The sequence below is a fragment of the Halalkalibacter lacteus genome (assembly GCF_036663595.1).
In the GTDB taxonomy this organism is placed as follows: Bacteria; Bacillota; Bacilli; order Bacillales; family Bacillaceae_D; genus Halalkalibacter; species Halalkalibacter lacteus.
On record NZ_JAWRVL010000026.1, the window covers coordinates 1 to 20128 of the forward strand.

Annotated in this window: 17 protein-coding genes and 1 riboswitch; of the genes, 2 read left to right on the forward strand and 15 right to left on the reverse strand. The window is 37.6% G+C overall.

Going from position 1 to position 20128, the window contains the following annotated elements:
• Nucleotides 1-147: 147 nt before the first annotated feature.
• The 8 genes from SAZ04_RS16705 to SAZ04_RS16740 form a co-directional block, all read right to left on the reverse strand.
• A complete protein-coding gene (locus SAZ04_RS16705) occupies nucleotides 148-1194 on the reverse strand; it encodes a M14 family metallopeptidase (protein ID WP_332697312.1) in 1047 nt (348 codons plus the stop codon).
• Between the two features lie 153 nt (nucleotides 1195-1347).
• Complete coding sequence (locus SAZ04_RS16710) at nucleotides 1348-1749, reverse strand: hypothetical protein (RefSeq protein WP_332697314.1); 402 nt, start codon at nucleotides 1747-1749, stop codon at nucleotides 1348-1350.
• A 63-nt stretch (nucleotides 1750-1812) separates the two neighbouring features.
• Nucleotides 1813-2736 (reverse strand): M23 family metallopeptidase, encoded by a 924-nt coding sequence (locus tag SAZ04_RS16715; RefSeq protein WP_332697316.1) that lies wholly within the window; start codon nucleotides 2734-2736, stop codon nucleotides 1813-1815.
• Nucleotides 2737-2832: 96 nt separating this feature from the next.
• Nucleotides 2833-3942 carry a Ger(x)C family spore germination protein gene (locus tag SAZ04_RS16720; protein WP_332697318.1) on the reverse strand — a complete coding sequence of 370 codons (1110 nt, stop codon included), beginning with the start codon at nucleotides 3940-3942 and terminating at the stop codon, nucleotides 2833-2835.
• Nucleotides 3920-5032 (reverse strand): GerAB/ArcD/ProY family transporter, encoded by a 1113-nt coding sequence (locus SAZ04_RS16725; RefSeq protein WP_332697320.1) that lies wholly within the window; start codon nucleotides 5030-5032, stop codon nucleotides 3920-3922. Before SAZ04_RS16725 ends, SAZ04_RS16720 begins: the two co-directional genes overlap by 23 nt.
• 12 nt (nucleotides 5033-5044) lie before the next feature.
• Nucleotides 5045-6538, reverse strand: coding sequence for a spore germination protein (locus SAZ04_RS16730; RefSeq protein WP_332697322.1), 1494 nt, complete (start codon nucleotides 6536-6538; stop codon nucleotides 5045-5047).
• Between the two features lie 174 nt (nucleotides 6539-6712).
• Nucleotides 6713-7630 (reverse strand): VanW family protein, encoded by a 918-nt coding sequence (locus tag SAZ04_RS16735; RefSeq protein WP_332697324.1) that lies wholly within the window; start codon nucleotides 7628-7630, stop codon nucleotides 6713-6715.
• Nucleotides 7631-7820: 190 nt separating this feature from the next.
• Nucleotides 7821-8405, reverse strand: coding sequence for a cob(I)yrinic acid a,c-diamide adenosyltransferase (locus tag SAZ04_RS16740; protein WP_332697326.1), 585 nt, complete (start codon nucleotides 8403-8405; stop codon nucleotides 7821-7823).
• A 279-nt stretch (nucleotides 8406-8684) separates the two neighbouring features.
• A riboswitch (cobalamin riboswitch) is annotated at nucleotides 8685-8872 on the forward strand.
• 114 nt (nucleotides 8873-8986) lie between these two features.
• Between SAZ04_RS16740 and metE the strand changes: the two genes are divergently transcribed.
• Nucleotides 8987-11275: a 5-methyltetrahydropteroyltriglutamate--homocysteine S-methyltransferase gene (gene metE / locus SAZ04_RS16745; protein WP_431309023.1), complete on the forward strand. Its 2289-nt coding sequence runs from the start codon at nucleotides 8987-8989 to the stop codon at nucleotides 11273-11275.
• 17 nt (nucleotides 11276-11292) lie between these two features.
• Nucleotides 11293-11469: a hypothetical protein gene (locus SAZ04_RS16750; protein WP_332697329.1), complete on the forward strand. Its 177-nt coding sequence runs from the start codon at nucleotides 11293-11295 to the stop codon at nucleotides 11467-11469.
• Between the two features lie 66 nt (nucleotides 11470-11535).
• On the opposite strand, the gene SAZ04_RS16755 is transcribed toward SAZ04_RS16750, so the two are convergent.
• From SAZ04_RS16755 to SAZ04_RS16785, 7 genes are all read right to left on the reverse strand, one after another.
• Nucleotides 11536-13317 carry an ATP-binding protein gene (locus tag SAZ04_RS16755; protein WP_332697331.1) on the reverse strand — a complete coding sequence of 594 codons (1782 nt, stop codon included), beginning with the start codon at nucleotides 13315-13317 and terminating at the stop codon, nucleotides 11536-11538.
• A gap of 2 nt (nucleotides 13318-13319) precedes the next feature.
• Entirely contained in the window at nucleotides 13320-14033 is a 714-nt protein-coding gene (locus tag SAZ04_RS16760; protein WP_332697421.1) for a response regulator transcription factor, read from the reverse strand.
• Between the two features lie 89 nt (nucleotides 14034-14122).
• A complete protein-coding gene (gene ccsA, locus SAZ04_RS16765) occupies nucleotides 14123-15313 on the reverse strand; it encodes a cytochrome c biogenesis protein CcsA (protein ID WP_332697333.1) in 1191 nt (396 codons plus the stop codon).
• 66 nt (nucleotides 15314-15379) lie between these two features.
• Nucleotides 15380-17017: a cytochrome c biogenesis protein ResB gene (gene resB / locus SAZ04_RS16770; RefSeq protein ID WP_332697335.1), complete on the reverse strand. Its 1638-nt coding sequence runs from the start codon at nucleotides 17015-17017 to the stop codon at nucleotides 15380-15382.
• Nucleotides 17018-17032: 15 nt separating this feature from the next.
• A complete protein-coding gene (resA, locus tag SAZ04_RS16775) occupies nucleotides 17033-17560 on the reverse strand; it encodes a thiol-disulfide oxidoreductase ResA (protein WP_332697337.1) in 528 nt (175 codons plus the stop codon).
• A gap of 84 nt (nucleotides 17561-17644) precedes the next feature.
• Nucleotides 17645-18373 (reverse strand): pseudouridine synthase, encoded by a 729-nt coding sequence (locus SAZ04_RS16780; protein WP_332697339.1) that lies wholly within the window; start codon nucleotides 18371-18373, stop codon nucleotides 17645-17647.
• A 125-nt stretch (nucleotides 18374-18498) separates the two neighbouring features.
• Nucleotides 18499-19914: an NAD-dependent succinate-semialdehyde dehydrogenase gene (locus SAZ04_RS16785; protein WP_332697341.1), complete on the reverse strand. Its 1416-nt coding sequence runs from the start codon at nucleotides 19912-19914 to the stop codon at nucleotides 18499-18501.
• Nucleotides 19915-20128: the final 214 nt, after the last annotated feature.

Below are 20128 nucleotides of genomic sequence, written 5' to 3' on the forward strand. Positions count from 1 at the left end.
TTTATTGGATTTTAGAAAGAAAGATAAAGGCATAAGAGAAACCCCACTTGAAAAAGTGGGGTTTCTCAACAATCTGAAGGTACCTCTTGTTAAAGAGGTACCTTTTCTAGTTAAACTGTTTTCTAACAATTGCAATAGCAAAATGTATTAAAGTTTGAGCCCTTCTAATGCAAGGAGACAATTATTGGACCAAATTTCAGCAAAAGCTTCTGGTGGTAGAGGGTTAGTACCTACCCCTACTTCAATCGTGAACCCTGGTCGACCTGTTTCTTGAATAAACCAATCTTTATAACCTCCATCACTATCTGCTGTGTGTACCGGTAAATAAGAACTTACTAACGAGAGTCGTTCAACCATCTCCTTGCTTTGGCTAGGCTCTAATCCTCTGTATCCCCAATAAATTACCTGCCCTTGTGAATGAAAAGCAAGGACATAGGAAAATGAATGTTTTTTTGTAAGTTGATAGATCGCTTTAGCTTCTGGCTCAGTCAAGGGCGCAGTTCCACTGTAATGACGCGCCCATGGAACTTGCGGACTTTCTTCTGCCTCTCGTTTCCATCCGGCAGGCCATTGATGATTTAAATCAACACCTCTTATATTACTTGACCAATGTTCAAATCTACGCATTCCTTTATTAATTGCTAATACGTCTTTGTAGTAAGGATGATCTTCATAAATTCCTTGAAGGACTAGATCAACACCATCAGGGTTTACAAGTGGAACGACAACTAATGTGACTTCACCTAATATTTTTGTAAGATCATAATCATGCCAACTTTCGTTTTTATTATAAAAGGTTGCAAGTTGATCTATGTAACGTATAAGAAATTTACTTGTATGCCACTCATTAGCATGCCACCCACCTGAATAAAAAATTTCTTTTTTGCCACTTCCATAGAAAAACGCATAAATTGGTTTATTCATGACAGAATAACCAATCACTTGGACTTTTACACCTTTTTCTTTTAATCGAGGGATCATTCTTTCTAGGTCATCTTGCCCAAATTCAGTTTGACATGTCCAATCCTGTTCTTGTTCTAATTGAATAGCTGGTATATGAATTTCCATTCCCGGATATAAATAACTTTTTTCTGAATAGATATGTGGGTTAAACAACAATATATCAAACGGCCTAATTTTATACATATATGCTATTTTTGAAATGGTCTCTCCTGACTTTATAATGTGTTTCATCTCATCCCTCCTCCCCTTATACATATGACTCACTTTACTGATGCATACAGTAAATTCAACTTTATTTTTTTCAGATCCTAATACGATATCCATTTCGCTGATACAACTGAAGCTTATAAAAAAAGAGATCGCCAAAGCGATCCTTTTTTTATGTTACCAAATATATGTAAACAATAAATCTAACTGCACTTCTTTATTTCTCTGTAAATAGGCAGTACCCTTGGATGTTAATCGTAACTTGTCTTCCTCAGCAGTTACTAACTGCGCTGCAAATGCAACATCAATATAAAATTGATAGAGGTGAGCAGCTTTCTTGTTTCCTTTTTTGCTCATTAAACCATACCCAAAAGTACGATCGTGTGATCTCCAAAATCGTGGATGCAGTTCTCGATCATTGATTAACCGTATTGCACGATGTTGGTTTACTTTTTTAAGCATAAAAATAAACCCGTCAACGAGGTCCACTTGATAACTTGAAAGATCTGTTTGTTCGTTAAGCCATTGAAATAAGTCAGTGTTGACATTTACTTGTTCTATACCCATCAATTTCTTCATTCCTAACAATCATAACTTGACTTAATTTTACCATATTCGACAGATTTTTCACAGACTTATCCCTTAGTTAATGACGATCACTTGGCCTGGATAAATCACATCTGATGCCAACTGATTTTTCCCCTTAATATTCTCACTTGTTACACCATATGAACTTGCTATCGAAGTAAGTGTCTCCCCGGATTTGATTACATGAATATTTTCTGTTTGATATAAAACCAACATCTCGTCCACTTCTATAAGGTCATCTTCAAGGTTATTCCACTTTTTCAGTTGCTCAACTGTTACATCATATGTAGAGGCTAAGCCCCAAAGAGTGTCTCCCGATTGTACCGTAACTATTATTTTCTCCTCCTCTATCGAGTTATCTGGAGCGGGATCTTCCAACTGTTTTGGACTCATAACAGAAACAATTTCTCTCTGCTTCCAATATTGACCATAAGGAGAATCTTCTCCGAGCGCCGCATACATATATTCTGGTTCTTTTGAAAGTACAAACAATGGATTAATTGAATCTGACTTATCAATGTTCCATTTTCCATCATGGACTTCAAAATGGAGATGATTCCCTGAAGATCTCCCTGTATTGCCAACCGTTCCAATCTTCTCACCTTCTGTCACAGCTTGTCCTTCCTCTGCTTTTCTTACATGAAGATGCGCATAAACCGTTTCAAGTCCATTATCGTGCTCTACAAAAATAACATTTCCATATGTATCAGAATAATAAGACCGACTAACAGTCCCATCTGCAATGGTTACAACGGATGTGCCTTCTGGAGCTGCGACATCAATCCCAAAATGCCTGCCTCCCCTTGTCCCATACATGTCGGTTACATCACCGACAGTAGGCCAGATAAGCGCTTCAAAGAGCTCCTCTGGCACCTCCTCATTCATTTGGGCAAATGTTGTTGTCGTACTTAGAAATAGTAAACCAATAAAAGTAGCTAGAGCTAGAGCTATACAAATTCGTTTCAAGAAATCAACCATTCTTTCCTCCTCATTGATGTGAGACTCATTTCTTTTTCCATTTATTTCACATTGTTATCCTATGGAAGTATTCTATGAAATATTCCTTTCACTTTTTTATTCAACAGCACCTGATTGAATAATTTTTAAATCCACATTAACTTCGAACTCAGCACTAGGATATAGTTCATTTCTCCATTGTTCTGCATTCCAATTTCTTGTAGTGCTTCGATATTTCTCTCCAATTCCAACAGGATCTATACCTTCATTACGAAATTGTATTAGTAATTCCTGAGCTCGGTTAGAAATTTGATTTTCGATAGATTGCTGAATTTTATTTAAAGTTTTTGTTTCGTCTAAATTCATCTGTCCATCATAATCCTCTATTGCTCCATCGATCTTTACATCGAAGATAAAAAGTGGGACATCACGTGACTTATCCAACTTTCTCTTAAAATCACTATTTAATTTTTCAATCACTACATAACTTGTTTGCTCTTGATCTTCAATTGCAAATTCATGAATCCCTTGTCTCGTTGTATCTAATAGCAATTTCATGAAAAAAGAATCTTCAAAATTCAGTTTAGAATGAAATTTATCGCCTGAAAATAAAGCAGTCCCTGCTACAGACACTTTATCATCAGATTGAATGATTAAAGGCAAATAAGCATCCCGTCCATCGTTATACAAACTAAATAAAAATTGATGCATATTCGTAGGTGGTAACGTACTTGTATCTTGATTTTGTTCGATTAATTCGGGTAAAAACACACCAGATAAATCACCAATTCCAAGGTCTTTATCTAATAATGCTCCTGCATCGTTACCTTCAACAATGCCAAGTGAAATTCGATTTCCAACAGCAGGGTCACGGTACATGGCATCTATGTATTTCTCCACCCCTTGTTCAGCAAGTGCTTGGCTAAATAATAGTACGCGAACTTGTCCAAATAAAATAGGCTTTTGAGCATTTTTATTTAACGAAATTTTAGTCCCTTTTGTTGTTTCACCTGTCGCTTCAATTATCCTTTGTTCTAGCGTTTGTTCTTGACCTTTGTCTGGAAAAGTAGGAAAACTAACTGTTAATTTCAATTTTCCATCTTCTTCTAGGTCAAATGATGCAGCCCGAACCATTGATACTTCATCAACAATTGATGTCTCTAGGCAACCCGTTAATAGTAAGGTATAAATAAGAACAACAAAGCTACAGATTAGTCGTTTGTTCATGTTTTCCTCTCCTTATCTTTAGTGCAATCGTTTGAAGGATAACGAGCAATGGAATATAAACAAAAACGAAATAGAAGCCTGTTTGCGCAACCCAATTACTGAATTGGTTTACTTCTTGTCTCGTCGGTAATAAAATTATAACGACAGCCATTATCACTATAGCTATGACTAATGCACTTCGTTGATTCATCCCGGAAATTCTCTTGGCACAACGGCTGGCTGCCCATAGTGCAAGCGCTATGTTTGGTGTAATTAAAAACATCCACATAGAAACTCCAATATACTCAAATCTTTCTAAAAAAGGCAATTGCACAACTTTATATAAAGTTAACGTTGCCCATATTGTTTTATTTAATTGGTCTTCGCTAAAGAAAGCTAAACTCACAACCATAATGACAGTATAGGCAACATTAGTAATTAAAGCCCCCAATTGTGCCCATTTTTGCGTTAAGTCCCTATTTTTTAAAAAAGGGTAATATAAAAGTAACGATTCAAACCCTATAAAACTAAGGGTTGTATCTTTTGCTCCTAGTAAAAGCTCTACAATAGAATGTTTTAAAATGGGTAACATATTAATAAAATTAGCAAATTCAAGCGGTAATAAAAGCATAGGTACAAATGCCACAGGAATCATTACACCTAGAAAAGTAAGCCCGACAACTGACCTAAACCCACCAGCGACTACATAATAAAAGAAAAAAGACGCAACAATTGCAATAGACCACGTCGGTAAATCAGGAAACATCCATACTTGTACAACTTCAATATAGGTTCTTAGAACATTGACTGCTTTTGCCACGAAATAAATACTAACAAAAAAACAAATCACATTCCCAACCCATTTTCCGAAGATTTGATGATGAATCGATATCAAATCTCCGTCTACACGTTTTAATAGAGTATACATACAGGCAATGACAACGTGGACAACCATTCCGGCTATGAGAACAGAAATCCACGCATCGTATCCTGCCACTTTAACAACGTCTCGCTGAAAACCTAGAACACCTACTCCAACCTGCATCCCATGTATGAGAAACAACGTTAAGAAACCAGATACTAAATATTGTTCTTTTATAGGCTTGTCCACTCGCTTACCTCCTCACTCATCAATATCATGTTTTTGCACTGCTCTCGAAAAATTAAAACGCCCTTTGTCACGAGGTCGTAAATATACAGGACGAGAAGACATCCAGTTAAAAGGAAGCCTTACGAATGCATCACGCCAATCTGAAAACCGTGGAGGAAAGATCGGTTCCATATACGGTCTCCCTAGTGATGTTAATTGCAATAAATGCACGATCGTTACTAACAAACAAAATGCAACCCCAACACCTCCAAGAAAGGCTGCCATTAAAATAAACGGAAATCGAATAAGTCTGATTGTGTTACCCATTTGATAGACTGGCGTTGTAAACGAAGCAAGTGCGGCTAGTGCAACGATGATGAGCAAGATATTACTCGTTAACCCTGCTTCAACTGAGGCCTGTCCAATAACAATTCCACCTACTATTCCAATCGTTTGACCTACTTTGGTTGGCAACCTGGCACCCGCTTCTCGCAATAATTCAATTGTCAATTCAAGGAAAATCGCTTCAAGAATTGGTGGAAACGGGATATTACTTCTTGAGGCAATGATCGTTGACAATAGATCTCTTGGAATCAGTTCGTAATGAAACGTCAATACCGCCACATACAACGGAGTCGATAAAACAGAGAATGCTACCGCAAAGAAACGAAGCAAACGAACGGACGTAGCAATTTGCCAAGGAAGATAATAATCTTCTAATGATGAAAAGAATTCTACTAACGTTGTTGGTCCAAAGACTGCTTCTGGAGAGCCATCTGCTAAAAAAGCTACTTTCCCTTCCGCTAAAACTGATGCCACACGTTCAGGTCTTTCTGTATTAACGAGTTGTGGAAAAATTGACATTGTATTATCTGATATCATTTGAGCTAGACTGCTTGAATCAATAACTTGATCAAATTCAACATCACCTAGTCTCTGCTCGATTGTATGTAAATTGTCTTTATCCACGAGACCATCTATATATAAAACAGCCACACGCGTCTGAGTAATTTTCCCTATTTTCATTTCTTTGATTTGCAATTGAGCTAGTGGCAATCGTTTTCGAATGAGATTGATATTCGTATCAACTGATTCAATAAAAGCTTCTTGAGGTCCAGCTACACTAAATTCATTTTCAGGAGGTGATACATCCCTACCAGAATCCATACTTGATTCTATAATTGCACATTTTGATGGATCTTTTCCTTCGTAAACAGCTACAAACCCTTGCAATACTTTCTCACGCAAATCTTTTGGAGATTTAATGATTTCCTTATCTTGTATTGATACTTCAGTAAGCAATGATTCTAAGGTTTTGCAATCAGACTTAGTTAAGGATGGAAGAATGTCACGATTTAAACGATCGGTATCGATAAGTGTTTGAAAATAAGCGATCTTAAACATTCGTTCATCTGTTTTAAAGGTATAGATAACGAAATCAGTGGACTGTTGAAACTGTAGAAAGACGTCTCTTAAGGTTTCTTTTCGATTATCAATCATTTTTTTCATTAACCATCTACCAATCAATAGAATCACCTCCAAACCAATCTTTGTCTTTTTTTAGTATGAAATGGTTTCTATGGAATTATGCGAAGGATATTTAATATAGTCTGCTTGGAAGGTTGTTTTAAAAAAAGTTGAACAACTTCTAGAAATAAAAAAACAAGAAAATAAGGTAAGCCTTACATTCTTGTTCCATGCTTATTGATGTGTATGAACTGACACTTTGATTTCTCCACGCTCCACATTTACCTGTGATTGAAGTAAAACTGGATACGAATGAGGATTACTAAATCGAAAATCCGGACTTCCCCATGATACGGTCGCATCTCTTCCAGCAGGTACATAACCAACCTCTTTTGAATGTGTGTAGCGTTCAACCATTTCTAACCCTGCTTGATCAACCGCATTAAATAGTGTTGAAGATGTTTGGCAGATTCCCCCACCGATTCCCATAACAAATTCTTTATTCACTATTTCTTTCGCTTCTTGATATCCTCGTTCTCTTGTCCGCTCTCCAACAGTTTGATTAAATGAAAATGAATCCCCCGGACCAAGAACGATACCTGATATTGCCTCTGCTGATAATTTCACATTTACCGATCTACCAGTAACAGCCGGATTAAAATAAGTCTTAAATTCCCCAATAATCTTCTGATCAATTCCAATCAAATCTTCCTCCGTAACGGAAGGTTCGGTTACATAGACGGGTAAAACAAATTCCTTCGTTCCCACCTCAAGTATTTGCAGTTGGTCAACAAGCTCTTGCTCAGATAAAACAACTCGCACTTTTCCCGGAATCACGTTTCCATCCGAAGTAATCCGTGGATTTTGCATCGGAGTATCTATTTGACTCGCCAAATCATTTGCTAATTGGTTCAGTTTCTCTTCATCCAGAGATTGCTCTACAAAATAACCAAAATCATTTAAAAGAATGTCATGAACTAAATCATTAAATTCATCTTTCAAATCAACTTTCCAATAAACAGGTGCTTTCCAATTCGTCTCCGTTTGAAAATAAGAAGAGTGAACAGCAACTGGTTTCAACTCTTCTGCTGACAGATCGTTACTACATGCAACAAGTAAAAAAAGAACACAAAAAAACAAACTCTTTTTCATATATTGTTTCCCCCTCAAAACAGCCCACACATTTATCAATATATGAAAAGACATTTGAATCATTCCAGACAATCCATGCTTTTTTCAAATAAAATCCATACCAAAAACCTGCTACTTAGTTGACTACAATTTAAACATTTCATTTCAAAAAAAAAAACCACACAATATAGTTGCGTGGTTTCTTAATCATCTATTTCGTTCGCTTTCCACCTTTAAATACGATCGCACTTCTTTCATATTCCACATCTTTCACTTTTAGACGATGGTTTACCACTCGTGCAATCGCAAAAAAATAATCGGAAAGACGATTTAAATATTTTAAAACAATTGGGTTCGTCTCATCAACTTCACGATGTAGCCTTGTCACATAACGTTCCGCACGTCTTGTAACCGTTCGGCACACATGAAGAGTTGATGCTTGCAAAGACCCACCTGGTAAGATAAAGCGCTCTAATTCTGGCGCTTCTTGAATGTAGACATCAATTCGCTCCTCGAGAAAATCAATCATCTCTTGTTTTGCCTTATACGGATGTTTTTCAGATGCCTTCATCATAGCTAAATCACCACCACAATCGAACAGTTCATGCTGAATTTTCACAAGTTCCTCCTTTATATCAGGAAAAATCGCATCATCTAACTGAGCTACGACCTGGCCAACAAAAGAATTAAGTTCATCCGTTGTCCCATAAGCAACCACTCTTGTATCATCTTTATCCAATCTCCCACCTATAACACTTGTCTTTCCCTCATCACCTGTACGTGTATATAACTTCATAACGTTCCCCCTACTATATTTGTTTAGAATTGATTTTGTGTTCAATCACATTAAAAAACAAATGATTCAAGATAGAAATTCTAAATAAATACTGCATAATCTTGAAAACATTTCATAGTCTTTATTTCATTTTTGTATTTTTCAGTATACATGAAAAACAAATCTATGACAGTATTTTTTTAAAATGGTCATCGTCTTACTAGATTGGCAAAGGGAAATTTTCAAAATAGAATAAAACTATTGACATAGCCCATCACTCTACGCTAGAGTTTAAAACAATCTCATATGTTGGAAATTGGTACTTTAAATATTTATTTAAAGTTTAAAAGGGAATTCGGTGTAAATCCGGAGCGGTCCCGCCACTGTAATAGAGGAGTTATCGTGACCTGTGTCACTGGCAAAAGCCGGGAAGACCACGATAATGATGATACTAAAGCCAGGAGACCTGCCTATTTCAACAACACTGCTTTACCTACGGGAGATAGGGAGGTGTTAACAATACTTCATTGATTATTCTATGGATATCGTTACCCTTTTTCTGGTAATGATGTCTTTTTTTGTTACAAAAAAATTTGGAGGTTATGACATTGAACGTAATTAAAACTAGTAATCTTGGCTATCCTCGCATTGGCGAGAAACGCGAATGGAAGAAAACACTTGAAGCTTATTGGGCTTCAACAATTTCAGAAAAAACCTTTTATAAGCAAATGAAAAAGTATCGACTCCATTATTTACAAACACAAATTGATAAAAAAGTTGATCTTATTCCAGTTGGTGATTTTTCATTTTACGATCATGTACTTGATACGGCAACGATGTTTGGATTCGTTCCAGATCGCTTTTCTTATTCAGATGGTCCGGTATCTCTATCAACATATTTTTCAATGGCTCGGGGAAGTAAGGATACCCCTGCTTGCGAAATGACAAAATGGTTTGATACAAACTATCACTTTATCGTTCCTGAATTGGAAGAACGGAAACCTGCCTTGGTTTGGAATAAACCACTTGAAGCATTTTTAGAAGCAAAACATGAGTTAAACATCATTGGAAAACCCGTCATCATCGGTCCTTTCACCTTTTTAAAGCTATCAAAAGGATACGAAGAACAAAAATTTGAAAGTCAGTTGAAAAACTTAGCGCAAGTCTATATTCAATTACTCCTTGAATTAGCTGACGCTGGAGCTCCAATTGTTCAAATCGATGAGCCTTATCTTGTAATGGATCTTTCAACTGAAGAAATGACGCTATTCTCAAACCTTTATAATGAAATTACAAAACAAGTACCACATCTTGATATTATTATTCAAACATATTTCGAAGCAGTTTCTCATTATAAAGAGGTGGTAAACCTACCCGTTAAAGGGATCGGGTTAGACTTTGTCAGTGGCTTAAATGAAAATGTGACAGCAATCAAGAAATATGGATTTCCTAAAGATAAACTGCTTGGTATAGGAATCATTGACGGCCGAAACATTTGGAAATCAAATCTAGAAGAGAATCATCGCTTTTTAACTGAACTGGCAGCTTATGTTCCAATTGAAAACCAAATATTGCAGCCTTCTACTAGCTTGCTGCATGTTCCAGTCAGTCTTGAACATGAAACAGAATTAGAGCCAATTATTAAAAAAGCTTTGGCATTTTGCAAAGAAAAACTTGATGAATTATGCCTGTTAAGAGATGTAACCGTTGATTGTAATGATCAAAACAAGCAATCATTATTAAAATATAAGCAATCATTTGAAGCCTTGGAGAAATCAGAATGGCGAGTGAAGCAGGAACGCCCATTACTACCTACGACTCGACCTTTATCTTTTTCAGATCGATACCATCTACAGCAACAAAAATGGGATTTGCCACTGCTGCCAACAACAACAATAGGGAGCTTTCCACAAACAAAAGAAATTCGTCAAACGCGTTTTAAGTGGAGAAAAGGTGAACTTTCAAATGAAGCATACGAATCACACATTTACTCAGCTATTGAAAAATGGATTCACATTCAAGAAGAGTTGGCACTTGATGTCCTTGTACACGGAGAGTTTGAAAGAAATGATATGGTTGAATTTTTTGGAGAAAAATTAGCAGGATTTACGTTTTCAAAAAATGGCTGGGTTCAATCATATGGTTCTCGTTGTGTGAAGCCTCCTATCATCTTTGGAAATGTATCATTCATAGAACCGATGACATTAAAAGAAACAGCTTATGCACAATCTCTAACAAATAAACCGGTAAAAGGGATGGTAACTGGGCCTGTAACAATTTTAAATTGGTCGTTTGTCCGAAATGACATTTCGAATCAAGAAGTCGCTTTTCAAATTGCAGAGGCCATCTTAAAAGAAGTCCAAGTGCTTGAAGCCAATGGAATTACGATGATTCAAGTAGATGAGCCTGCACTTAGAGAGGGCTTACCTCTAAAAGAAGAAAAACATCAAAACTATCTTACATGGGCTATAGAAGCATTCCGCATGAGTACTTCAGCAGTGAAAGATACAACACAAGTTCATACTCATATGTGTTATAGCGATTTCAACGAGATCATTAATGCGATAAAAGCATTAGATGCTGACGTTATTTCTATTGAGACGTCAAGAAGTCATGCTGAATTGATTCAAGCATTTGAAACAACCGTCTATGACAAAGGCATTGGACTCGGAGTCTATGATATACATAGCCCACGAGTTCCAAAGAATGAAGAGATGCTATCTATTATCGAACGCGCCCTCTCCGTCTTACCAGCTAACCTCTTCTGGGTTAATCCAGACTGCGGACTAAAAACCCGTGGTGAAACAGAAACCGTTGCTGCCTTAAAAAATATGGTCACTGCTGCAAAAGTTGCTCGAACAAAAATTGCAGAAAAACAACTAAGTAACTAAAAGGAGATGGTTTAAGAATGAGATATGAACTTGTCCGCTTCCTGCGAAATACGTGTGATGAAAAAGTAATGAATGCTTTTATCAAGAATATGGATGCAAAAAGTTTAGAGACATTGTTTCATTATCTATCTTTGACCGATATCAAAACGAAAGAGCGCTGGATTGCAATCTATCATAATTTGATCAATAGTTAATGTACAGAAGAACCGAGCTTGTCTTAACAAGGTCTAACCCCGACAAACACTTGTCGGGGTTAGGTTTTAATTATTGAATATACATGGGATAAAAAAGGAAAAAGTTGTTCCCTCATTCATTTTACTGTGCACGGAAATATGCCCACCATGCGAATCGACAATATTCTTCGCAATCGCAAGACCTAATCCAGTTCCTCCACGTCCCCTTGTACGTGCTTTATCAGCTTTATAAAATCGTTCAAATACATACGGTAGATCCCCTTCAGGTATGCCTGACCCCGTATCAATGACGTCAAATCTATAACCTTCGTCATATTGCCTAACAGCTAATATTACCTTTCCATGTTCTTTCGTGTGGCGGATTGCGTTATGGAGTAAGTTGGTAAGTACTTGTTCGATTCGATCAGGATCACATTCGATAACATCCGAATGTTCTATATCAAGCGATAGTTGGATTGCTTGTTCACGGGCTAAGCCTTGAAACTTGCGGACAATGCGTTCAGAAAATGGTTGAACCTCGAGCTCTTCTACATTCAACTCAACATGCCCTGCCTCCATCCTTGCAAGATCCAATAATTCGTTTACTAGCCTTCCCATTCGTAATGATTCATCATAGATAATTTTTGCAATTTCCTTTTTATCTTCATCAGATCCAGCAATATCATCAATGATTGCTTCACTATATCCTTGAAGCATAGAGATTGGTGTTCTAAGCTCATGAGACACATTGGCAATAAAATCTTTTCTAAGTTTATCGTGACGACGTTCTTCCGTCATATCGCGGAAGACAGCGACAGCACCACGTATCTCATGGCGATCATATAATGGCGTCATCAGGATCATCCAGCTTCTCCCTTGCATTTCTACTTCAGTCATTTGTTCTTTTTCTAACAATACAACCTTTTCAAATAACGTTTGCATAGCAGCGGGTAAATTCCCTTTTATATCCTGATTCATTCCTTGTTCGTAATACCAAGATTGAATAAATCGTTCTGCAGGAGGGTTCGTTAACACAACCCGTCCCTTTTTATTTAATGTAATCACACCATCTGCCATACTTACAAGAATACGAGAAAGCTGCTCCTTTTCTTGGTTCAAAGCGTGAATGTTGTTATTGAGTTCTCGTCCCATACGATTAAAGGCAATGGCTAGTTGACCAATTTCGTCATGCGTTAAAATCGGAACTTTCGATTTGAATTTACCTTCTGCTACCTCTAATGCAACTTGACGCATCTTACGCAACGGAGCTGTTATTCTAGTCGAGAGAAAAAAAGCAAAGATTGTTGTTAAAACAATGGCTATTCCTGCAGAAAAATAAATAATTTGTTTTGTTTCATTTGATGCATCCTCAATAGCAGAAAGAGATTGATACAAGAAAACCGCACTATCATTTAATTCATCAGGTTGAAGAGGGACACCAACAATCATAATTTCTGAATGAAACTCATCACCGTTTCCAACGAATGGAAAGTCTCCCTCGGTCATAACAACCTGTTCCCCAGAAAATACTTGTGATAATGTTTCATCCGTAAAAAAGGTGTCCAGTGCGACTTGGTGAGACTCTTCCTCATCTGTACTCCATACTTTTTCGCCTTCAACAAGAAAAATGACATGCATTTCAAAAGCACTTCCATATTGAGCAATCGTGTAGAGCGCATCACTTTCCACTTCATACCCTTCATAGATGGAGGCAATCATATTTGCATGATTAACAAGTTGAGATTCTGCCTCATTCACATGAAAACGTTCAAAAGATTGAAGCAGTAAGACCATTAATATCGATAAAACAACTGATACAAGCAATAGAATGGTAAACCAAAGCTTTCCTACAACACTTCGCCAAAGCATTGCTACTTCACAGCCTCGAATTTATAACCAATCCCCCATACAGTAGAAATCATAGCAGCTGCCTCTGGTGAGATTTTATTTAACTTCTCACGCAAACGCTTAATATGTGTATCAACTGTACGTAAGTCACCGAAGAAATCATAGTTCCATACATCTTTTAATAACTGTTCTCTCGAAAAAACTTTATCTGGAGACTGTGCGAGGTAATGTAATAATTCATATTCTTTTGGTGTTAAACTAATTTCGTGATCTGACACAGTGACTCGATGAGCATCATTATCGATCATTAAATGTTGAAAAACCAAAACATCCTTAGCTTGTGTATCGGTTTGCAAAAATTTCGTTGATGATGAGCGACGCAGCAATGCCTTCACACGCAAAATGACTTCACGCGGACTAAATGGCTTCACGATATAATCATCCGTCCCAACTTCAAATCCTTGGACACGGTTTGCTTCTTCGCCTTTTGCGGTTAGCATCATGACAGGGGTTGCTTTTGTTTTTCTAAGCTCTTGACAAACTTCAATGCCATCCATTCCAGGCATCATAATATCAAGTAAAATAAGATCATACTCCATTGCAAGTGCCATCTCTAGTGCTTGTTCACCATTTTCTGCTTCCTCTACTTCATAACCTTCACGTTCTAAGTACATTTTTAACAACCTGCGAATTCGATCTTCATCATCAACTACTAATACTCGCGCTTCCTTTTCCATCATAATTCCTCCTCTGATCAACCTATTGTATGTAGTGTAACATGAATACTAAAATGAAAGAAAACCCTCGCAACAAGCGAGGGTTCATCTCATAATGCATATGAGTGTAAACCTGCGATTACAAGGTTAACAAACACCAAATTAAAAATAATAATCCCAAAACCAATGACACAAAGCCAAGCTGATTTCTCTCCTTGCCAGCCTTTTGATAATCGCAAATGTAAGTAAGCAGCATAGAAAAGGAACGTAATCAGTGCCCATACTTCTTTCGGATCCCAACCCCAGAATCGTGTCCACGCAATTTGTGCCCAGATCATTGCAAAGACTAACCCACCAAGAGCAAAGACCGGAAACCCGATGGCGATTGCTCGATAGCTCACTTCATCGACAGCTTGAGGGCTTACCCCTTTTAAGATCGGTTGAATCGCTCCTCCGATTCGTTTACGTAAGACTAGACGCAGTACCCAGTATAAAGCGAGACCGGTAAGCATCGACCAAATAACCGTATTTAAATCATTTGCAACAATGAGTGCTGGAGCATTAAAAAATGGTGCTATGACTCCCTCAGTTAATAACTGTCCTTCATTTGGTCCAACAAGTGGAGGAAGTGTATAATTCATCTCAGCTTCTAATCCATTTTCATTGATAAATGTAAATTTCGCCTCATAGTCCATAGCATCAAAAGCTGAGCCGATAACAATAAATCCGACTAACGATAAAAGACAGTACATTACAAATTCAAGCGCACGCGTTTGCTTATTTGCTTTCGTGAAATCTAATGTACGAATTAAATAGATTAATCCAGCAGCCATCCCAATAGATAAGATTCCTTGTCCTAATGCTACTGTAATAACATGAATCGTTAACCAGTGACTTTGAAGGGCTGGAATTAATGGTGCTACCTCTCCTGGAAACATCGAAGCATACGCAATAACTAACATAACAATTGGCATTGTAAATAAGCCAAGATAATCTAAACGATAAATAGCATAGATAATGACAAAAGCAAAACCAATTGCTATTCCGAGAAAAGTCATATATTCAAACATATTACTAACGGGAGCATGACCTGAGTGCATCCAACGTGTAACAAAGTAACCAATCGAAAATAAAGAACCGAGAATAGAAAAAAGGAAACCAAAAGTGCCCCATCTATTTCCACTTACCTCCCCTTGTTTGTTGCGCCATTTCTTTCCTGTTATTGATACAGTAAAAGCAATTGTTGCACCAAGATAGAGGAAAAAGGCAATATATAGTAAATTCCCACTAATCGTTGCCATGGTGAACCCTCCTCACAAAAAGGACGGGGAATTTTACCAACTCCCTAATCCCTTTCTTCCTTTAAACTAATTATTTTTGTCTTTTGTTATTTCTTCTTCTTCTACTTGATCAATGGGCGTCGAAATTCCTGTATCAGCAATTGCAAATTCAATATCTTTTCTTAATGCTAAATAATTTTTATTTGTATGCCCTGCAACCCATACTTTCCCATCAATTCGCTGCAACCAAATACGACGGTGAGCCCAGTAAGAACCTTGAACAAGACCAATCATAAAAATAATCCCTCCTATAATTAGGAAAGGCAGTGTATGATCCTTTCTTACTATCAATGCTGTAACGTGCTTCGTTTCAACATCAACGAACGTCATTTTGTAATTATTTTCCCCCACCGGTTCGAGGTTTGTCCGAATTCCAACAAAGCTCACTTCTCCTTCTGGAGTTTCAGGTGTATACATCTCAAAAATAAATACTGGATTATCTGGAATTTGCGAACGAGTCGTTGGTATGTTAGAGCTGTTCATGAAATAGTCTGGAAAGTACTCCCTAATTTCAATTCTGTATCCATTTCCTAAATCATAAACCGACCGAGGGTTAAATAAATCAATATCGACTCTACCAAATGTTTCACTTGTCTCTTTATTTTCAAGTGTGAAACTCATCGTATTTAATTCATGAAGCTTATAATCAACTTGATAAAGTGCAAAACTATCAAACTTCATCGGATCATTGACACGAATTTTCTTTCGGTCAACTTCAATTAATTCTCCTTCGGATCCTACTGCTCCAGTATCCTCACGCTCATACAATACAGCATCTGTTTGATATGTTTTGACAACTGGTCCACCTGCACGTTGCATTGCTTCTTTAAAGACTTCATCATCCTCATCGTAAAGCTCGATAAGAAATTCTTCATTACCGACATGATATTTTCCACCTGTACTCGGAACGACAGTCGTTTCACCTTCGCGGATCCACATATGCTCGTCCACATACATTCCAGGAAAATACCGTAACATACAGCCAATCAAAAAAATGATAAGTCCTATGTGATTAATATAGGGCCCCCACCGTGCAAACCGCCCTTTTTCAGCAACAATATTACCGTTCTCTTCTGAAATGTTATACTTTTTCTCTTTTAATTTCTCTTTAGCAAGATCAAACGAACGATCAATATCGTCAACTGCCGATGTTCCATAGACACGCTGTCTTTTCAAGAAATTTTCATGCCTCGTTACCCTTTGTGTTTTTAATGCTCTGTACAATGGGAAAAACCTATCAACACTGGCAATAAATATGGATACTCCTAAAGCGGCAATTAAAAGCATATACCACCAAGAACTATACAGGTTATGAAAACCTAGCTGATAATACAACTGCCCCATAAGCCCGTACTCATCTGCATAATGATTAGCAGGATTAACCGTTGGTGGTATATACATCTCTTGTGGATAAATCGTTCCAATCGCTGAAGCTACGAGTGTCACTACAATGATCCATATTCCCACTTTTACAGATGAAAAGAACATCCATATTTTATCAATAAATGTTGTTGTGTACGTTTGTGAGCGACGAGCAACTCCTTCGTACTTCATATCTAGAAGTTGCTCTTTTTGTTCATTTCCTTCAACTGGCTTTCCACACGATTCACAAACAAATGTTCCTCGCGGGTTTTTATGCCCACATTCACATGTAAATTTACTCATTTCCCCACACCTCAATTACGTTCCGGGTTTTATCTCTTCCATGAAATCACGCACCATTTGCTCAGTCATGCCACCCGAAAACACTCGAACAATTACTCCATGCTCATCAATCAAGATAGTCGTCGGCAATGGTTTAATTCCATATGCATCAATAACATTTCGACCTTTATCAATGGCGATTGGAAAAGTTAAACCTAAGCGATTTGCAAAATTTTCTACTTGAAGTTCTGTTTCATTTGCATTAATCGCAACAATTTCCACACCTTGATCTTTATATTCAGTATATAATTCTTCCATAATAGGCATCTCTTTGACACATGGAGGACAATAGGTTCCCCAGAAGTTTAAGAAAACACCTTTTCCTTTCATTCCTTCAAGCTCAATGCGTTCCCCTTCTAGATCATTTAAGACAAAATTTATTGAATAGTCGCCTGCTTGTGCCACGCTATGATCTGCAATAAAGTTCGCATAAAACGTATAGGCAAGGGCAATTCCAATCACAACTAATATGCTAGAACGCACGATTAGACGTTTTTGTTTCAACAGACTCCCCTCCTTTTCACTGCAAAATCATTTACCTTAATTATCTCTATTATAACGTTAGAAACGAATGTATTTAGGCGGGGTTTATGACGGTTTCGTGACAGCTAATTCTCGTAAATGTTTCACTTCAATCGGTTTCAGTGGACGCACGTCACCTGGATTCATTCCACGTAAAGTAAGAAAACTATATTCTTCACGTTTTAGTTTCATCACAGGATGGTCGATTGCATCAAACATTCGACGTACTTGTCGATTACGCCCTTCATGAATGGTTAAACGAATAATGGACGTTTGTTTTTTCTTATCCATTGACATCATTTTCACTTTCGCCGGCGCAGTCTTCCCATCTTCGAGCCTTACCCCATTCTGAAGCTCTTTCAGTTTTTCTCTTGAAGGAATTCCTTTTACTTTCGCTACATACACTTTTTCAATTTTAAACTTAGGATGCATAAGTGTATTGGCAAATTCACCATCATTGGTTAATAACAATAAACCAGATGTATCATAATCAAGTCTTCCAACCGGGAAAACACGTTGTTCGATATCAAGAAAATCTGTAACAACTTTACGATCTTTTTCATCTTTTACACTTGAAATGACGCCACTTGGTTTATACAAAAGAAAGTACACCGGTTCCTCACGGTCGATCGGCACGCCTTCAACCTCAATTGCATCTTTATTCGGTGTTACTTTCACTCCAAGCTCACGTACTACTTTCCCATTTACTTTCACTTTTCCATCAACTATTAGTTGTTCTGCCTTACGCCGTGATGTTATTCCAGCTTGGGCAATTACTTTCTGTAACCGTTCCATCTCGTTCACCTCATGTACCATCATACTCTTCCAATAATGAATTCTCAAGTAAATAGATACATACCCCTTTTAATAGCGTAAAAAAAAAAGCAAATGACCTGTGGCCACCTGCTTTTACTTTAATTCTAGATTCCCATTGAGATATATTTTGTTTCGAGGAATTCATCTATTCCGTGATGGCCACCTTCTCGCCCTAATCCGCTTTCTTTAAAGCCGCCAAACGGCGCCTGAGCAACTGCCGGAAGAGCATCGTTTACTCCAACAATTCCATATTCAAGAGCTTCACTCATCCGAATCGCATTTGATAGTTTCTCTGTATAAACATAAGCCGCTAAGCCAAATCGTGAGTTATTCGCTCGCCTTATGACTTCATCCACTGACGCAAATGTAGAGATGGGCGCAATAGGACCAAATGTTTCTTCTGTCATACATACCATATCATCTGTAGCGCCTGCTACCACTGTAGGTTGAAAAAACAATCCAGAAACCAAATCTCCTCCTGTTAAGATCGATGCACCTTTCTCTTTTGCGTCATGAATTTGCGCTTTCACCTTTGCTACCGCATCCTCATCGATCAACGGTCCAATGTTATTTTCCTCTTTGAAACCATCTCCTACAGATAATTCTCTTACTTTTTCTATGAATTTAGTTAAAAAAGGATCAATGACATCTTCATGGACATAAATGCGGTTAGCACAGACACACGTTTGACCCGCGTTACGAAATTTTGATGCAATTGCTCCTTCAGCAGCAAGATCGAGATCAGCATCATCCATGACAATAAATGGTGCATGTCCTCCTAATTCCAACGAAAGTTTTTTTACTGTGTCAGCAGCTTGTCTCATCAGCAATTTGCCCACTTCTGTTGAACCGGTGAACGTAACTTTTCGGACACGCTCATCACTCATCCACGTCTCTCCAATTGCTTTAGCATCACCAGTAACAACATTTATTACGCCCGCTGGAATACCTGCTTGTTCAGCAAGCATTGCTAAATAAATTGCAGTAAGAGGTGTTTGTTCAGCAGGTTTGATAACTGCTGTACAACCAGCCGCTAGGGCAGGTGCAATTTTTCTCGTAATCATCGCTGCTGGAAAATTCCACGGCGTAATGGCAGCGATTACTCCTACAGGCTGCTTTTGGACAATAATTCGCTTGTTAGGAAAAGAAGCAGGAATTGTTTCCCCGTAAATACGCTTTCCTTCTTCTGCGTACCAAGAAATAAAACTATTCGCATAGCCCACTTCACCTATTGCTTCTTTGAGTGGTTTTCCTTGTTCCATTGTCATTATTTTAGCAATCTCTTCTGCTTCTTCTTTTATTAACTGATACCACTTTACTAAAATCTCACTACGCTCATTGGCCGTCTTACTAGCCCAGTCAGGAAAAGCATTATAAGCTGCGTCTACAGCGAGCTTGGCCTCTTTTTCTCCCCCGTTTGGAACTTGTCCAATTACCTCACCTGTAGACGGATTCGTAACTTCAATTTGCTCACTTAACGTTACCCACTCTCCACCAATGAAAAGATCGCTTTTTTGCATCACTTTCTCCTCCTTTTTACTTCTAATTACTCGTCTTCTATTCTTTTGTATGCGCTCTTATAGAATTTTTTTATCATAGATTAATAGGGAAAGCAAGAATCCTGTTCCTACTACTAACTTATAACCTTTAGCAAACACTTCTAAACTTCAAGTACAACCAATTAAAAAGAGAAACCTCTAATAGATCTTTGAGGCTTCTTTTCAAAATTCAAAT

Excerpts from the sequence above, each read along its gene's own strand:
- metE (WP_431309023.1), top strand. The coding sequence starts at position 8,987 with ATGACATTGAACGTAATTAAAACTAGTAATCTTGGCTATCCTCGCATT.
- SAZ04_RS16720 (WP_332697318.1), bottom strand. The coding sequence starts at position 3,942 with ATGAACAAACGACTAATCTGTAGCTTTGTTGTTCTTATTTATACCTTA.
- SAZ04_RS16705 (WP_332697312.1), bottom strand. The coding sequence starts at position 1,194 with ATGAAACACATTATAAAGTCAGGAGAGACCATTTCAAAAATAGCATAT.
- SAZ04_RS16755 (WP_332697331.1), bottom strand. The coding sequence starts at position 13,317 with ATGCTTTGGCGAAGTGTTGTAGGAAAGCTTTGGTTTACCATTCTATTG.
- SAZ04_RS16715 (WP_332697316.1), bottom strand. The coding sequence starts at position 2,736 with ATGGTTGATTTCTTGAAACGAATTTGTATAGCTCTAGCTCTAGCTACT.
- resB (WP_332697335.1), bottom strand. The coding sequence starts at position 17,017 with ATGAGTAAATTTACATGTGAATGTGGGCATAAAAACCCGCGAGGAACA.
- SAZ04_RS16760 (WP_332697421.1), bottom strand. The coding sequence starts at position 14,033 with ATGGAAAAGGAAGCGCGAGTATTAGTAGTTGATGATGAAGATCGAATT.
- ccsA (WP_332697333.1), bottom strand. The coding sequence starts at position 15,313 with ATGGCAACGATTAGTGGGAATTTACTATATATTGCCTTTTTCCTCTAT.
- SAZ04_RS16735 (WP_332697324.1), bottom strand. The coding sequence starts at position 7,630 with ATGAAAAAGAGTTTGTTTTTTTGTGTTCTTTTTTTACTTGTTGCATGT.
- SAZ04_RS16710 (WP_332697314.1), bottom strand. The coding sequence starts at position 1,749 with ATGAAGAAATTGATGGGTATAGAACAAGTAAATGTCAACACTGACTTA.
- SAZ04_RS16740 (WP_332697326.1), bottom strand. The coding sequence starts at position 8,405 with ATGAAGTTATATACACGTACAGGTGATGAGGGAAAGACAAGTGTTATA.
- SAZ04_RS16785 (WP_332697341.1), bottom strand. The coding sequence starts at position 19,914 with ATGCAAAAAAGCGATCTTTTCATTGGTGGAGAGTGGGTAACGTTAAGT.
- SAZ04_RS16750 (WP_332697329.1), top strand. The coding sequence starts at position 11,293 with ATGAGATATGAACTTGTCCGCTTCCTGCGAAATACGTGTGATGAAAAA.
- SAZ04_RS16780 (WP_332697339.1), bottom strand. The coding sequence starts at position 18,373 with ATGGAACGGTTACAGAAAGTAATTGCCCAAGCTGGAATAACATCACGG.